Raw genomic sequence first — 15,546 nt, 5'->3', positions numbered from 1 at the left:
ACCGTTCCTCGCCGCGCCGACCATCTTCCCAGTCCACAGGTTCCTTGATGTCCCACCCCGCCGAAGCCGCCCTGCTGAAGTCCATCGAGGCCCGCACCGACGACGTGGTGGCCCTGACCCGCGACCTGATCCGCTTCCCGACGATCAACCCGCCCGGCGACGCCTACCGGCCCTGCGCCGAATACCTGGGCGAGCGGCTGCGCAAACGAGGTTTCCAGGTGGAGTACGTGCGCGCCGAAGGCACGCCCGGCGACAGCGACGCCTATCCGAGGGTCAACGTCATCGCCCGCTGGGAAGGCGCAGGCCCCGGCCCCTGCGTGCACTTCAACAGCCACATCGACGTGGTCTCGGTCGGCGAGGGTTGGACCGTCCCGCCGTTCGACGGGGTGGTGAAGGACGGCAAGGTCTATGGCCGCGGGGCCTGCGACATGAAGGGCGGCCTGGCGGCCTCGGTCATCGCCGTCGAGGCGCTGATCGATTCCGGCGTTCCCCTGCCGGGCGCGCTGGAGATCTCCGGCACCGCCGACGAGGAGAGCGGCGGCTACGGCGGCGTGGCCTACCTCGCCGAACGAGGCTGGTTCTCCAAGCCCCGCGTCGACCATGTGATCATCCCCGAGCCGCTGAACGTCGACCGGGTGTGCATCGGGCACCGCGGGGTCTGGTGGTCGGAGATCACCACCGAGGGCCGCATCGCCCACGGCTCCATGCCGTTCCTGGGCGACAACGCCGTGCGCCACATGGGGGCCGTGATCGACGAACTGGAGGCGCGGATCTTCCCGGCGCTGGCCTCGCACCAGACCGCGATGCCGGTGGTCCCGGACGGAGCGCGGACGCCGACCCTCAACATCAACTCGATTCACGGCGGCCAGCCGGACGTCACCGGCGGCCTACCCGCGCCCGTGGTGCCGGACGCCTGCCGAATGGTCCTGGACCGCCGCCTGCTCATCGAGGAGGACCTGGAGGAGGTGAAGGCCCAGATCCGTGGCCTTCTCGATGGCCTCGTCCAGACCCGCCAGGGCTTCCGCTACAAACTGCGGGACCTGTTCGAGGTGCGACCGTCGATGACCGAGCCCGAGCGGCCGGTGGTGCGCTTCACCTGCGAGGCGGTGGAACAGGTGATGGGACGCTCGGCGCAGATCGTCTGCTCGCCGGGCACCTACGACCAGAAGCATATCGACCGTATCGGCAAGCTGCGCGATTGCATCGCCTACGGTCCCGGCATCCTCGACCTGGCCCACCAGCCGGACGAGTACGTGGGGATCGACGACATGGTGAACTCGGCCAAGGTGATGGCGCTGTCGGCCTATGCGCTCTTGACCCGTCAGGTCTGACGCGCGCGTGGGCGCGGCGCGGAGTCAGCTCTGGATGCGGTTCAGGACGCTTCTGGCGGGCGTGGCGATGCTGCTGGCCTGGCTGACGCTGGCGACCGCCGCCCAGGCCCGAGACACCCTTCGCCTGGCCATGGCTCTCGAGCCTCCGAACCTCGACCCCACCGCCGGCGCGGCCGCGGCGACCGACGAGGTGGTCTACGGCAACGTCTTCGAGGGACTGGTGCGGATCGGCCCGGCCGGCCAGGTGGAACCCGCGCTCGCCGAGTCCTGGGACGTCTCGCCCGACGGCCGGATCTATGTCTTCCGCCTGCGGCGCGGCGTGCGGTTCCACGACGGGTCGCCGTTCGACGCCGGCGTCGTGAAGTTTGCCCTCGACCGGGCGCGGGCGAAGGACTCGGCCAACGCCCAGAAGGCCTATTTCGAACCGATCGAACGCGTCGAGGTGATCGATCCCCTGACGGTGCGCCTCGTGCTGGGGCATCCCGCCGGTTCGCTGATCTACCTGCTGGGTTGGGGCGATGCGGTGATGGTCTCGCCGAAGAGCGCCGCCGACAACGCCGCCCACCCCATCGGCACCGGCCCGTTCCGGTTCGCCCGCTGGCGACGGGGCGATGCGATCGAGCTGGTGCGCAACCCCACCTACTGGGGGCCACAGCCCCGCCTGAACGCCGTGGTGTTCCGGTTCATCCCGGACCCGACGGCCGCCTATGCCGCCATCAAGGCCGGCAACATCGACGCCTATCCCAATTTCCCGGCCCCCGAGAACCTGGCCGAACTGCGCCGCGACCCGCGCTTCCGGGTGGTGGTGGGCGCCACGGAAGGCGAGACGATCCTGGCGCTCAACAACGCCAAGGCGCCGTTCGACAGCCTGCTGGTCCGCCGCGCCCTGGCCCACGCCATCGACCGCAAGGCGATCATCGACGGCGCCATGTTCGGCTACGGCCAGCCGATCGGGAGCCACTTCCCGCCGCAGAACCCGGACCATGTGGACCTCACCGGCCTCTATCCGCACGACGTGGCGCGGGCGAAGGCGCTGCTGGCCCAGGCCGGCTATCCGGATGGCTTCACGACGACGTTGAAGCTGCCGCCGCCCAGCTACGCCCGCCGGTCCGGCGAGATCGTCGCGGCGCAACTCGCCCAGGCTGGGGTGCGGGTGACCATCGAGAACCTGGAGTGGGCCCAGTGGCTGGACCAGGTGCTGAAGAACAAGAACTTCGACATGACCATCGTCTCGCACACCGAGCCGATGGACTACGACATCTATGGCCGCGACTATTATTTCGGATACCGCAGCGCCGCGTTCGACGCTCTGCTGGAGCAGCTGGACCGGGCCGTCGACGCCCCAACGCGGACCGGCCTGCTGAAGGCGGTCCAGCGGCGGATCGCCGAGGATTCGGTCAACGTCTTCCTGTTCGAGTTCCCCAAGCTGAACGTCTGGGACTCGCGCCTGCGCGGCCTTTGGCGGGACTCGCCCGTGCAGGCCAACGTCGTCGCCGACGCCTGGTTCGACGAGCCGGGATCGCCCGCCGCCGCCGCGGCGGGCGCCGGCCGGACGTCAGCCCAGGGCGGCCCGATCGCGCTTGTGGCCCTGGGGGCGCTGACGCTGGTCGCGTTCCTGCGGCTGGGGGCGGCCTATGTCGGGGGCCGGTTGCTGGCCCTGGCCCTGACCTTCCTGGCGGCGACGGGCGTGGTCTTCCTGCTGATCCAGGTGACCCCCGGCGACCCCGCGGCGTACATGATGGGCCTCAACGCCAACCCCGAAGCCGTGGCCGCCTTGCGCAGTCAGATGGGCCTGGATGGGAGCCTCCCGCAGCGCTACCTCGAGTGGATCGGCGGGCTGGCGCGTGGCGACTTCGGCGTCAGCTACACCTACCGCGTGCCGGTCGGCCAACTCATCGCCGAGCGCATGGCCGTGTCCTTGCCGCTGGCGCTGATGGCGCTGGTCCTCGCCGTCGCCGTGGCCTTCCCGATCGGCGTCTTCGCTGCACGCCGGCGGGGGCAGGCGTCCGACACCGTGACCATGAGCATGACCCAGGTGTTCATGGCGATGCCGAACTTCTGGTTCGCCATGCTGCTGGTGCTGGTGTTCGCCGTCGGGCTCCGCTGGCTGCCGGCCGGGGGTTTTCCGGGCTGGGACGCAGGCGCTTGGCCGGCGCTCAAGGCGCTGCTCCTCCCCGCCCTGGCGCTCGCGCTGCCCCAGGCGGCGATCCTGGCCCGCGTGCTGCGCTCCGCCCTGATCGACACGCTGGACGAGGACTATGTGCGCACGGCGCGCGCCAAGGGGCTCAGCGAAGGCCAGGTGGTCTACCGCCACGCGCTGCGCAACGCCCTGATCCCGACCCTGACCATCGTGGGCCTGCAGTTCCCCTTCCTGCTGGCCGGGGCGGTGATCGTGGAGAACGTGTTCTTCCTGCCCGGCCTCGGACGCCTGGTCTTCCAGGCGATCACGCAACGCGACCTGATCGTGGTGCAGAGCGTCGTGGTGCTGCTGGTCTTCGCCGTGGTGGTGGTGAACTTCCTGGTCGACCTCGGCTATGCCGCGATCGACCCGCGCCTGAGAAGGCGATCGGCGTGAGCGAGGCGACCATCCCCGGTCCCACGGCGCGCGGCGGGCGCGCGTCGCCGGCGCTCTGGCTGGGCGCGGCCCTGACGGGACTGTTCGTAGTCGCGGTGTTGCTGTCGCTGGTGTGGACGCCCTATCCCGTCGCGGACCTCGACATGGCCGGGCGCCTGCGGGCGCCGTCGGCGGCCCACTGGTTCGGCACGGACCACTTCGGGCGCGACGTGCTATCGATGATCCTGGTGGGCGCGCGCAATTCGCTGGCGGTGGCGGTCGTGGCGGCCGGCGTGGGCCTGCTCGTGGGCGTGCCGCTGGGCCTGCTGGCGGCGGCCAAGGGCGGGCTGACGGACGAGCTGGTCATGCGCTCGAACGACCTGATCTTCGCCTTCCCATCGCTGCTGCTGGCGATCATGATCACCGCCGTGACGGGGCCGGGCGCGATCAACGCCGTCATCGCCATCGGCGTCTTCAACATCCCGGTTTTCGCCCGCGTGGCCCGTGGCGCGGCCCTGTCGCTCTGGACCCGCGACTACGTCCTGGCGGCGCGCGTCGCGGGCAAGGGCAAGGGCCTGATCTCGCTGCAGCACATCCTGCCCAACATCGCCAACCTGCTGATCGTGCAGGGGGCGATCCAGTTCTCCATGGGCGTTCTCGCCGAGGCGGCGCTGTCCTACGTCGGCCTGGGGGCGCAGCCGCCGACGCCGAGCTGGGGCCGGATGCTCAACGAGGCGCAGACCCTGATCGGCTTCGCACCCTGGCTGGCCATCTTCCCGGGCGTCGCCATCGTGCTCAGCGTGCTGGGGCTGAACCTGCTGGGCGATGGCCTGCGCGACCTGTTCGACCCCAAGCTCGACCGGAGCCGCTGATATGGCCTTGCTCCGGATTGAGGACCTGAGACTCCGGATCGGTCAGGCCGAGCTGCTCAAGGGCGTGTCGCTCGAGGTGGAGCCGGGCGAGATCCTGGGTCTGGTCGGCGAGTCCGGGTCCGGCAAGTCGATCACCGCACTCTCGATCCTACGCCTGTCGCCGCCGGGCGCGACCATGTCCGGGCGGATCCTTCTCGGCGACCAGGACCTGGCGGCCGCCGGCGAAGCGGAGATGCGCGCCGTGCGCGGCGGCCGGGTGGGCGTCGTCTTCCAGGAGCCGATGACGGCGCTCAATCCGCTGATGCGCATCGGCGACCAGGTCGCCGAGTCCATCGCCCTGCACCGGCGCGTGGGCCGGCCGGAGGCGACGGCGCAGGCCGCCCGGGCGCTGGAGAGGGTGGGACTTCCCGCCAGCCGGTTCCCCCTCGACCGCTACCCGCACGAGCTCTCGGGGGGCCAGCGTCAGCGGGTGGCGATCGCCATGGCGATGGCGGCGAAGCCGAGGCTGCTCATCGCCGACGAGCCGACGACGGCGCTCGACGTCACGACCCAGGCGCAGATCCTCGATCTTCTGAGGGACCTGGTGCGCGAGGACGGCGCCGGGCTCATCCTGATCACCCATGACCTGGCGGTTGTGGCCCAGATGGCCGACCGGGTGGCCATCATGCGCCAGGGCGAGATCGTCGAGCAGGGGCCGACCGGCGTCCTGCTCCGCAACCCCTCGCACCCCTACGCCCGCAAGCTTGCGGAGGACGCCGTGCTGGCCAAGGCCGCGCCGCCGGCAAGGGCTTCGGACGACGCGCCGGTCATGGAGGCGCGGAGCCTCGTGCGCGCCTATCCGGGCCGCCGAACGTCGCCGTGGCGACGGGCCCAGCCGTTCCGCGCGGTAGATGGCGTAAGTCTGACGGTCCGGGCCGGCGAGACGGTGGGGCTGGTGGGCGAGTCCGGTTCCGGCAAGTCGACGCTGCTGCGCGCCGTGCTCGGCCTCGAGGCGCTGCAGGGCGGCGAGGTCCGTCTGGACGGGGCGCCGTTTCCGCCGGCGTCACCGGCCGAGGCGCGCCGGCTGCGACGCAAGATCCAGGCGGTGTTCCAGGATCCCTTCGGCAGCTTCGACCCGCGCTGGCGGGTCGAGGACCTGATCGCCGAGCCCTTCCATCTTTTGGAGCGCCCGCCCGTGGGCGCGGCGCGCCGGGAGGCCGTGCAGGCCATGCTGGAGCGGGTCGGCCTGCCGCCGGACGCCGGCGACCGCTACCCCCACCAGTTCTCCGGCGGCCAGCGCCAGCGGATCGCGATTGCGCGGGCCCTGATCACCGAGCCGCGGCTGGTCGTCCTGGACGAGGCGGTCTCCGCCCTCGACGTCACTGTCCGGGCGCAGGTGCTGGAGCTGTTGGCCAGGCTCTCTCAGGAGCTTGGCGTGTCCTATCTCTTCGTGACCCACGACCTGGGCGTGGTGCGGGCGATCTGTCACCGGGTGGCGGTGATGCAGGGCGGCCGGATCGTGGAGGAGGGGACGACGGACGAGGTCTTCCTGCGCCCCCGGCACGCCTATACGCAGAGCCTGCTGGCCGCGACGCCGAATCTGGAGCGGGCCCTGGCCGCGCGCGGCGGCTGAATTCCACGGAATCGAAGGGCCGCCGCATCGCCACGGCGGCCCCGACCTCGATCATTGAAGCCTAGAAGTCGTACGCCAGCCGCACGCCGTATTCGCGCGGGCGCGCCGGCTGGGCGATGTCCGAGCTGGTGAAGAAGTTGCGCGTCAGGTCGTACTTCTCGTTCAGGATGTTGCGTCCGAAGATCGTCGCCGCCCAGGGACCGTCGTGCGGCCGCAGAGTGAGATCCCCATTGACCGTCCAGGAACTGGCCACCGCGTAACGGACGCCGAGGAAGTTCACGTTGCGGTCGCGGAAGTTGTAGTTGACGTTGGCGGCGAGGTCGTAGGCGCCCAGGTCCCAGGTGTAGGTCGCGGAGCCCTGATAGGACCACGCCGGGAAGGGGATCTTCTGACCGGCCCGGTCGACGGTGATCTCCCGGCCAGCCAGACGCGAAGCCCCGGCGTCGACCTCGAAGAACTCTTTGTACTCGCCCTTCTTGTAGCCGACGTTCTGGGTCAGGACGAAGGCGGGCGTCGGGTGGAAAACCAGTTCGAGCTCTCCGCCCCAGATCTCGGACTTGGGCACATTGGCGAAGCGGCCCACCAGGCCGTTGGCCGTGAACACCGTCGAGAGCACCTGCTGGTTCTTGTAATCATAGAAGAACGCCGAACCGTTGACCTGTAGCGACGGAACGAGGTTGGTCTTGAAGCCCACTTCGTAGGCCCGGAGGATCTCCGGCTTGAACGGCTGGATCGCCGAGGAATTGCCGGTGTTGTAGGTGGTGAAGCCGCCCGACTTCGCCCCGCGGCTCGCCGAGGCGTAGATCAGCGCGCCCTCCACAGGCTTGAAGTCCAGCTCAATCTTCCCGGTCAGGGGCGTCATCTTCGTCGAGACGTTGGTGGGCCGCAGCGCCTGGGCGCCGCCGAAGGCTGAGCCAAAGCCGTTCAGGTGGCGGGTCTCACGCTCGTAGCGGAGGCCGCCGATCAGTTTCCATTGCTCGTTGAACGCGTACTCGGCCTGGCCGAAGCCGCTGATCGACTCGACCTTCTGGTCGTAGTTTACCCGGGCATAGGTGCCGAAGTTGTCGAGGAAGTCAGAGTAGTACTGCTCCTTCAGCTCCTGGCGGGAATAGTAGACGCCGACCACGTAGTGCAGGGGCCCCTCCTCGCTCGACGTCAGGCGAAGTTCGTCCGAGACGACGTTCACCTTGCTGCCGAAATAGGTGTCGGCCTCGATGGACTGGCTGGAGTCCCAGTCGCCGTACTGGCGGCGGATCAACTGGTCGTAGCTGACGATGTTGGTCAGCGTCGCCGGCCCGAAATCGTAGGACGCGTTGAGCGACGCGCCCCAGGTCTCGTTGTCCACCCCTGGCTTGGCGTCCAGCGGCAGGTTGGCGTCGCGCGCCAGGAAGGGCGAGATCTTCCAGTCCGTGGCGAAGCGGTCGGCGTCGGCGGGAATGAAGACGCCGGCGCCGCTGCGCGTCGTGAAGCCGCGGAAGAGATAGAGGCCGATCGCCTCCGACCTATCGCGGCCGGCGTGGACGTCGAACAGCGCTTCCGCAGGCCCGCCCGGCTTGTACTGGAGCAGCAATCGGCCGGCCAGGCGATCGGCGTCGCCCAATTCCTCGCCGGTGGTGCGGCGGTGCTGGTAGGCGCCGCCTTGCTCCGTCGCCAGCGACAGTCTGGCCAGCAAGGCGTCGCCCAGGACGGGACCGGAGACGTAGCCCTCCGCCCGCAGATGGTCGAAGCGCGCATACTCGGCCATGAAGCCGGCGGACAGCGCCTTGCTCGGCCGGTTGGTGATGATGTTCACCGCGCCGCCGGTGGTGTTGCGGCCATAGAGCGTGCCCTGCGGGCCGCGCAGGACCTCGACCCGCGCGACGTCGAAGATCAGCCCCTGGGTCATGATCGGGACCGGGTAGGCGACCTCGTTTACATAGACGCCGACGGTGGGCGCGTTGTTGGAGGCGTAGTCCGAGAAGCCCACGCCGCGCAGTCGGAACTGCGGTGCGCCGCCGCCGAAGGCCGGCTCGACCTCCAGGCTGGGCGTGGCGTTCTGCAACTGGTTGATGTTGGTGACGCCGCGTTGGACCAGCTCTTCGGAGGAGACGACGGACAAGGCGATGCCCACGTCCTGGGCGGCCTGTTCACGCCTCTGCACGGTGACGACCAGTTCGTCGACCGTCGTGCCGGTCCCCGAGGTCTGGGCGCTGGAAGGCTGGGCGCTGACGAACCCCAGAACGCCCATGGCGGCCCCGACGAAATATCGCTTCATCACAATCCCCCAAATGTGCAGACCCTCGACCCGCTGCTGGCGGTCTGTTGACACCTTCGCGGCGGCCCCTCCCGGGCATGACGGACATTGTTCAGACGTCGGTCTTGGCCGACTGGCGATCGAGATCAGTAACCCAGAGGCGCGTCATCGCTGCATCGACATAAGTCCGTCGTCGTGGAGCGAACGACTATGCGAGCGCCTGGCTGCGCTGTTATCGAAGATCCTGCGGTTGTGGATATTCGGACCATCAACCACCTAAAGTATATGTGCGGTCCGCATGCGGTTCCTCACAATTGCAATGAAAGCTTCGCGCTGACTTCAAGGCCGCGCCAGCCTATTTGTTTCACATCGTAAGATGCTGTTTTTACACATGATGTTCGCGAGGTCGCTCAATCCATTGAGCACCTAGACCGTCGCAGGCGCCGAAGGCGCAACTAGAAGGTGGGCGGCGTGCAGGCGCTCACCACGACACAGACCTCGTCGCCGACATTGCGGAACCGATGCGGCGTCGTGCTCTGGAAAAGATAAGCCTCCCCCGCCTTCAGCACCCGGGTCTGCTGCCCAACGGTGACCTCCAGGCGCCCCTGGATGACGATGCCGCCCTCTTCGCCTTCGTGGGTCAGCATCACTCGCCCGCTGTCGGAACCGGGCTGGTAGGTCTCGTGCAGGATCTGCAGCGTCGAGATGCCGGCCCCGGCGCCCACCTGCCGGTAAGACACGTCGCCGCTTGATATTTCAGCCAGTTCGTCGCGCCGGAAGAAGATCTTCTGCTCGGTGGCGAGGTCGAAGCTGAAGAACTCGGCCAGCGACAGGCCCGCGGCGTCCAGCAGGCGCTTCAGCGAGCCGATCGATGGATTGGTGCGTCCGCCTTCGATGAGCGACACGGTGCTGCTCGGCACGCCGGCCTTGCGCGCCAGCGACCGCTGGCTGAGGCCCATCTTCGCCCTGACCGTCCGTAGCCGCGGTCCGACTTCGCCGTCCATGCTCGAAACTCCGATAGGCACGCTCAATATCATGAGCGTCGCATACCCGCGCTCGTGCTCTAACAACGACTTACCGGCGGCAAATAATAGACTTGCCCACATCTTGAAACTGCGGCCCGATGCCTGCTCCGATATCGGGCAAGGCGCCATGATTTACGCTGCGGGTGCGGAGCGTGGGCGGCTCTGGCGCCGCGTCGGTCGGCCGCCCAGGCGCGGCAAGGGAAACGATCCGATGAACCGTCGCGCTCTGCTGGCGTCCCTGGTCACAGCCGCCGCAGCGGCAGAGCCCGTGAAGGCCGCGCCCCAGCCGGCGGCTGCGCCGCGGCCGCGGACGCCTCTCCCTGGACGGATGGGCGCTCGCAACCTGATCACCGACGTGCCGGGCGTCCGGGTCGGCCAGGCCCACGACGAGAAGGCCCGCACGGGCGTCACCGTCATCCTCCCCGACGAGGCGGCCATCGCCGCCGTCGACGTGCGCGGCGGTGGGCCGGGCACCCGCGAAACCGACGCCCTCGACGCCGAGAATCTGGTGCATGCGGTCAACGCCATCGTCCTGGCCGGAGGGTCTGTATACGGCCTCGCGGCCGCCGACGGCGTCGCGGCCTGGCTGGGCGCGAAGGGGATCGGCTATGGCGCGGGGCCTCGGCCACCGGGCGTGCCGCCCTCGCCGATCGTGCCGGGCGCGATCCTGTTCGACCTGCCGCACGGCGGCGACAAGGCCTGGGGTCTCGATCCGCCCTATCGCCGCCTGGGCATCGAGGCCGTGGAGCGGGCCTCCGACACCTTCGGCCTGGGCACGGCCGGCGCCGGCTATGGCGCTTTCTCGGGCGGCCTGAAGGGCGGCACGGGTTCGGCGTCCGTGGTGAGCTCCGACGGGTTCACGGTGGGCGCCATCGTGGCCGTGAACAGCGCCGGCTCCACGGTCGCGCCGGGCGCGAGGAGCTTCTGGGCCGCGCCGTACGAGATGGAGCGCGAATTCGGCGGCCTCGGCGTCCAGGGCCTGGCGGCCCGCCCCGACGAGTGGGGGCCGACGGCGGCGGACCCAAAGCCGCGGCAGAACACCACCATCGCCTGCATCGCCACCGATGTCCGCCTCGATCCGGGCGAGATCAAGCGCGTGGCGATCATGGCCCAGGACGGCATGGCGCGCGCGATCCGGCCGGTCCACGCTCCGTTCGATGGGGACGTCGTCTTCGCGCTCACCACGGGCCGGCAAGACCTGCCGGAACCGCGCGCCTATCACGTGGCCCGCATCGGCGCGCTGGCCGCCGACGTGCTTTCACGGGCCATCGCCCGCGGCGTCTATGAGGCGACGGCCTGGCCGGGCTGTGCCGTGAAAGCCTACCGTGACGACCCGGCGCCGCGCCGCTAGGTGTTCAGTCCGGAGGCGCTCGGCGGCCGCCGGCTCTTGTTGGAGGCGAGGCTCAGCTTGAAGGCTTACGTCGCCCGCCGCGCACCTTGATCGCGGCCGGCTTTGCGGCTTGCGCGGGCGCGTCGCGGAAGAACAGGCCCAGGCAGACGCGGACATGCTCTTCGATGAACTCGGGGTCGAAAGGCGAACGGCCCATGATCTTCTCGACCTCGGACGCCAGCATGTAGATCCGCGTCACCGCGCCGATGAAGATGTACTCCAGATGGTACGGGTCGCCCGCGACGTAGCGCCCGGCCTCCTGGGCCCCTCGGATGAGCTCTGCGCGGGCGTCGAAGGTATGACGCAGGTACTCCTCGATCAGCCAGTCGAGCTGTGGACTTGGGCTTGCGGCGACGTGCGCCATGATCCGGTGGAAATCGAGGTTGGAGGCGCCGAAGCGGATGAAGTCCTCGTGGATCAGCCGCAGCTTCGTGGCGTCGTCGACCCCTCGCAGCCCCTCCAGCCGCGCATCGAACGCGGCCTTGTACTGGGCGAGGATGCTGGAGATCGCCTCGCGCCAGAGACCTTCCTTACTGTTGAAGTGGTAGGTGACCAGCGTGTGCTGCAGCCCCGCGTTGGTGGCGATCGTGCGGGTCGAGGCGCCTTCGTAGCCGTTGCGGGCGAATTCCTCGATCGCCGCGTCGATGATCTTGCGGCGCGTATCGAGGGTGCGCTGCTGCACCGCGCGCTCGCGCTTGCGCGGCGGAGCTTCCGCATCACTCTTCACTTTTGCCCGCACACGCTTCACCCCGTACCCCGCACCGGCGCTCAGGGGCGGCGCGAGCCTCCGCCTGTCGTGCACGGTTCCCGGTGGTATTAGCGCTCGCGACGCACCGGGCCAAGCGACGATCCTGGCCAACTAGTCGGTTTAGACCCCGGCTTGGTATCCGCTTGGTCAAGGAAACCCTGGCGACTCCAGGCGAAGAGCAGGAGCGCGGGCAAGCCGACGGCGGGCGCCAGGATCGCGAGGGCGGAACCCAGCGCCTGACCCTCCGGATCGAGCGCAGCGCTTATCGCGGCGGCCGCGGGCGGTCCGATCCCCAGGCCGAGCAGGGTGATGCACATCAGGAGCAGCGCCACGAAGGTCGCGCGCATCCGGCCTGGGGCCAGGGACTGCAACGCCACCACCACGTTGTTCGCAGCGCCCACGAGGCAGAAGGCGCTGGCGGCGTGGATCGCCAGGAAGGCGATCGCGCTCGATTGCAGGGGAGCGGCGACGGCCAGCGATCCGCCGACCGCGACGCAGGCCATCGACCCGAGCGCCACCGCGTCACGACGACCGCGTCGCTCGAGGATCCGCGTCAGCCGCGGCGCAGCCAGCGTGCCGCCAAAGCCCGCCAGCAGCCCGGTCAGTCCGAAGGCGTAGCCCGCCTGCTGGATCGTGAGATCGAACTGGCGGCGCAGGAGCTCGGGACCCCAGGCGGAATAGGCGTAGCCGACGGCCTGGGTCAGGCCGGCGCCGAGGAACAGCCCCCCGAACAGTCTGGCGCGCGCCCGCAGGTACGTGGCGATCTCCCTCGCGCCCGGCGCGCCCTGCTCCGCCTGGGTGCGCGGCGGCTCGCGGACTGTCAGCGCGAACACGAGGCCGACGAGCAGGCTCGGCGCGCCGACGATCACCAGCACCAGTTGCCAGCTGGCGAGCGGCAGGGCGTGGCCCGCCAGGGCCGCGGAGTCGACGGCTTGTACCACCGCGGCGCCGAGGATGTACGCGCCGGAGGCTCCCGCCATGCCCGTGGCGGAATAGATGCTGGCGGCCAGCGCGCGGCGCTCGGGGGGAAACAGGTCGCCGATCATCGAGTAGGCGGCCGGCGTCAGCGCGGCCTCCCCCATGGCGAGGCCTATCCGCAACGCCAGGAGCAGCCAGAAGGTCCCCACGAAGCCGGAGGCTACGGTGGCGGCGCCCCAGAGCATCACGCCGGCGATGATGAGCTTGCGGCGATCGCCGTGGTCGGCCAGCCGGGCGATCGGCAGACCCAGCAAGGCGTAGAAGACCGCGAACGCAGGCCCGAAGAGCAGGCTGAGCTGGAGGTCGGAAACCCCCAGGTCCGCCTTCAGCGGCGCGACCAGCAGCGCCAGGATCACCCGGTCGACGAAGGACAGCACGTAGAGGAGCCCGAGGAGCGCGACCGCCCACCAGGCTCCCCCAGGCACGCGCGGGGAGGATGCGCCGCCCACCGCCGACTAGCGCCGGATCCGGAACTGCAGGACGATCGAGCGCGGCGGATTGACGATCCCATACCAGGCCGGCGTGTTGCCGCCGGCTCCCGTCCCGGAGACCGAGGTCACGAACTGCGGCTCGGTGACATCCGTCAGGTTCTTGCCGAGCAGGGCGATCTCCCAGCCCGCCGCCTCGTTCTCGACGGCGACCCGCAGGTTGATCTTGCCGAAGCCGTCCCTGAGCGGCGCATTCAGGTTCACGCCCACATTGGGTTGGAAGTAGGTCTTGGACATGAACTCGACACTGCCCAGCACATTGAGTGTCAGCTCGTCTGTGAGCGGCCGGCTGAAGTTGGCGTCGAGGTTCCCGCTCCACTTGGGCGCCCGCGGCTGGCGCAGGCCGTCGACGGCCACGGGCACGGCCGGCGCCGGCGGCACGGTCTCGGTGAAGATCGAATCCGCGTAGACGACCCCGCCACTCAGCCTGAGCCCCTCGGCCACCCGCAGGCTGCCATTGAGCTCCACGCCGCGCGAGCGGACATCGAGGTTCGTGACGACGGTCTGGGCGACGCCGGGATTGCCGACGACCGCCGTGCGGGAGAACTGGAAGTTCTCCACGGTGGTCTGGAACACGGCGACGTCCAGCGAGGCGCGATCGAACACGAACTTGCCGCCGGCCTCCACCGTATAGGCGGTCTCGCCGGTGTACGGCGCGCCGGCCACCGTCGTCGGCGAGTTCTGGAAACCGCCGCCCTTGCTACCCTTGGACGCCGAGACATAGACCATCCGGCCCGGCTCGAACTTGTACTGGAGCCCGATGTCGCCATCGACATCCTCCTCCTTGTTCGTGAGCTTCGTGCGGGGATAGGCGGGGAAGGCCCCGCCGAGGTTGCCCGCGCCGGCCGGCCGGAACAGCGTCGCGTCCTTCGTCTCGTTGGTGTAGCGCAGGCCGACGCTGGCGTTCAGCTTGTCGGTGAGCGCATAGGTGGCCTGGCCGAAGGCCGAAATAGTTTCGGTCTTCTGGTTGTAGAGCGAGAGCGCCGAGCCGAAGAGCGCCGAAGGCTGGTAGCCGTAGAGCAGGCGGTTCAGGGTCCAGTCGTTGTAGAAATAATAGACGCCGGCCACGTAGGTCAGCCGGCCCTCCGAGGGGGAGGTGAGCCGGAATTCCTGCGAGTATTGCTGGTTCTTCTCGTTGTCGCCCAGGTTGAGAAGGTTCGCCTTCAGGAAGTCGAGGTCGCTCAGGCGCTCGACCTGCCAGTCCACATAGGCCGACTGGGAGGTCAGGGTGTGGCCGCCGACCCGCCAGTTGGCGATCAGGTTGAAGCGGTCCGAAACCTGGTTGTCGTAGGGCGTCCGGCCGGCCGGCACGCCCGCCCCGAACGCATCGGAACCGCTCTCGCTGCGGCGATCGGGCCGCCCTTCGAAGTCGGTCTGGCCCGTCGCCAGCGCTCGATTGGCAAGGGTCAGACCCACCACGGCGTCCCGAAGGACCTCCAGGGGCTGTCCGGTCTGTTCGTGGTCGTCGTGCTGGTAGATGAAGGTGGCGTCGAAGTCCGGCGTGGGCGTCCACGCCAGGCTGAGCCGCCCGGAGACGTCGCGGGTATCGGGTTGCTGGCCCGAGTACGGATTGCGGACATAGCCGCCGTCGTCGATGAAGAGCCCCGAGATCCGCGCCTTCAGTTGATCGTTGATCGGCAGGTCGACGGCCGCCTCGATGCGGGGCGTGTTGCTCTTGAAATCGTAGCTCGTTTCCAGGCTCACACCCAGCTCGTCGCCCGGCCGGCGCGTCACCATGGTGATGGCGCCTAGCGTGGTGTTCTTGCCCAGCAGCGTGCCCTGCGTGCCCTTCACCATCTCGACCCGCTGGAGGTCGTAGATGGGCGTGACGTAGTCGCGGGTATGGGCCGAATAGACGCCATCCACGAACAGGGCGACTGACGATTCCACCGAGAACAGCGCCGAGTTCGAGCCCAGGCCGCGGAACGTGACGCCCGGGCCGCCGCCGACGCCCGCCATCATCACCAGGCCCGGGACCACGCCGTTCAATTCGTTGGCGCTGGTCACCGCGACGGCGCGGAGCTTGTCCTCGTTGACCACCGCGATCGTGGCCGGCGCGTCGGAAAGCGACTCGGCTCGCTTCCGGGCGGTGACGATCACCTCTTCGAGCGTCGCGTCGGACGTCTGGGCTCGGGCTTCGCCGACCCCCAAAGCCATGGCCGCACAGGTCGCAAGCAGCGCAGCCGTTCGCCGCGCCCGTAGCTGGGCTCGCATCCGCATTCCTCCCCCTCGATCTTTGGCTGACGCACGTCGCGGCGTCATGGCCACCATCTTGATCACATGGACTGTAGATGCAAGAAATACTTGCTCAGCTG

Annotated in this window: 10 protein-coding genes; 5 read left to right on the top strand and 5 right to left on the bottom strand. The window is 69.1% G+C overall.

Going from position 1 to position 15,546, the window contains the following annotated elements; all coding sequences use genetic code 11:
- The first annotated feature begins 47 nt into the window (after nt 1-47).
- Genes AX721_RS10255 through AX721_RS10240 form a run of 4 tightly spaced genes read left to right on the top strand, consistent with a single transcriptional unit; the run spans nt 48 to nt 6,369 of the window.
- Nucleotides 48-1,331, top strand: a complete 1,284-nt coding sequence (locus tag AX721_RS10255) for an acetylornithine deacetylase/succinyl-diaminopimelate desuccinylase family protein (protein WP_068875917.1) — start codon at nt 48-50, stop codon at nt 1,329-1,331.
- A 34-nt stretch (nt 1,332-1,365) separates the two neighbouring features.
- On the top strand, nt 1,366-3,906 hold the full coding sequence (locus AX721_RS10250; protein WP_068875916.1) for an ABC transporter substrate-binding protein: 2,541 nt from the start codon (nt 1,366-1,368) through the stop codon (nt 3,904-3,906).
- Complete coding sequence (locus AX721_RS10245; protein WP_231733418.1) at nt 3,903-4,757, top strand: ABC transporter permease; 855 nt, start codon at nt 3,903-3,905, stop codon at nt 4,755-4,757. The genes AX721_RS10250 and AX721_RS10245 overlap by 4 nt, the downstream gene beginning before the upstream one ends.
- Nucleotide 4,758: 1 nt before the next feature.
- Nucleotides 4,759-6,369: an ABC transporter ATP-binding protein gene (locus AX721_RS10240; RefSeq protein WP_068875915.1), complete on the top strand. Its 1,611-nt coding sequence runs from the start codon at nt 4,759-4,761 to the stop codon at nt 6,367-6,369.
- A gap of 61 nt (nt 6,370-6,430) precedes the next feature.
- Here AX721_RS10240 and AX721_RS10235 read toward each other — a convergent pair whose 3' ends face one another.
- Complete coding sequence (locus AX721_RS10235; protein WP_231733417.1) at nt 6,431-8,623, bottom strand: TonB-dependent receptor; 2,193 nt, start codon at nt 8,621-8,623, stop codon at nt 6,431-6,433.
- A 434-nt stretch (nt 8,624-9,057) separates the two neighbouring features.
- Nucleotides 9,058-9,606 carry a cupin domain-containing protein gene (locus AX721_RS10230; RefSeq protein ID WP_068875914.1) on the bottom strand — a complete coding sequence of 183 codons (549 nt, stop codon included), beginning with the start codon at nt 9,604-9,606 and terminating at the stop codon, nt 9,058-9,060.
- Nucleotides 9,607-9,838: 232 nt separating this feature from the next.
- Between AX721_RS10230 and AX721_RS10225 the strand changes: the two genes are divergently transcribed.
- Nucleotides 9,839-10,978, top strand: a complete 1,140-nt coding sequence (locus AX721_RS10225; protein WP_068875913.1) for a P1 family peptidase — start codon at nt 9,839-9,841, stop codon at nt 10,976-10,978.
- 52 nt (nt 10,979-11,030) lie between these two features.
- Here AX721_RS10225 and AX721_RS10220 read toward each other — a convergent pair whose 3' ends face one another.
- From AX721_RS10220 to AX721_RS10210, 3 genes are all read right to left on the bottom strand, one after another.
- On the bottom strand, nt 11,031-11,744 hold the full coding sequence (locus AX721_RS10220; protein ID WP_068875912.1) for a TetR/AcrR family transcriptional regulator: 714 nt from the start codon (nt 11,742-11,744) through the stop codon (nt 11,031-11,033).
- Between the two features lie 89 nt (nt 11,745-11,833).
- Complete coding sequence (locus tag AX721_RS10215) at nt 11,834-13,120, bottom strand: MFS transporter (protein WP_068875911.1); 1,287 nt, start codon at nt 13,118-13,120, stop codon at nt 11,834-11,836.
- A 78-nt stretch (nt 13,121-13,198) separates the two neighbouring features.
- Entirely contained in the window at nt 13,199-15,445 is a 2,247-nt protein-coding gene (locus tag AX721_RS10210) for a TonB-dependent receptor (RefSeq protein ID WP_197422524.1), read from the bottom strand.
- Between the last annotated feature and the right edge of the window lie 101 nt (nt 15,446-15,546).

It is taken from the genome of Phenylobacterium sp. CCH9-H3 (genome assembly GCF_001557235.1).
GTDB lineage: Bacteria > Pseudomonadota > Alphaproteobacteria > Caulobacterales > Caulobacteraceae > Phenylobacterium.
The sequence above is the reverse complement of the archived record's forward strand: the minus strand, read 5'-3'. Positions and strand labels throughout refer to the sequence as shown.

Excerpts from the sequence above, each read along its gene's own strand:
- AX721_RS10210 (WP_197422524.1), bottom strand. The coding sequence starts at position 15,445 with ATGCGAGCCCAGCTACGGGCGCGGCGAACGGCTGCGCTGCTTGCGACC.
- AX721_RS10235 (WP_231733417.1), bottom strand. The coding sequence starts at position 8,623 with ATGAAGCGATATTTCGTCGGGGCCGCCATGGGCGTTCTGGGGTTCGTC.
- AX721_RS10230 (WP_068875914.1), bottom strand. The coding sequence starts at position 9,606 with ATGGACGGCGAAGTCGGACCGCGGCTACGGACGGTCAGGGCGAAGATG.
- AX721_RS10225 (WP_068875913.1), top strand. The coding sequence starts at position 9,839 with ATGAACCGTCGCGCTCTGCTGGCGTCCCTGGTCACAGCCGCCGCAGCG.
- AX721_RS10240 (WP_068875915.1), top strand. The coding sequence starts at position 4,759 with ATGGCCTTGCTCCGGATTGAGGACCTGAGACTCCGGATCGGTCAGGCC.
- AX721_RS10250 (WP_068875916.1), top strand. The coding sequence starts at position 1,366 with ATGCGGTTCAGGACGCTTCTGGCGGGCGTGGCGATGCTGCTGGCCTGG.
- AX721_RS10255 (WP_068875917.1), top strand. The coding sequence starts at position 48 with ATGTCCCACCCCGCCGAAGCCGCCCTGCTGAAGTCCATCGAGGCCCGC.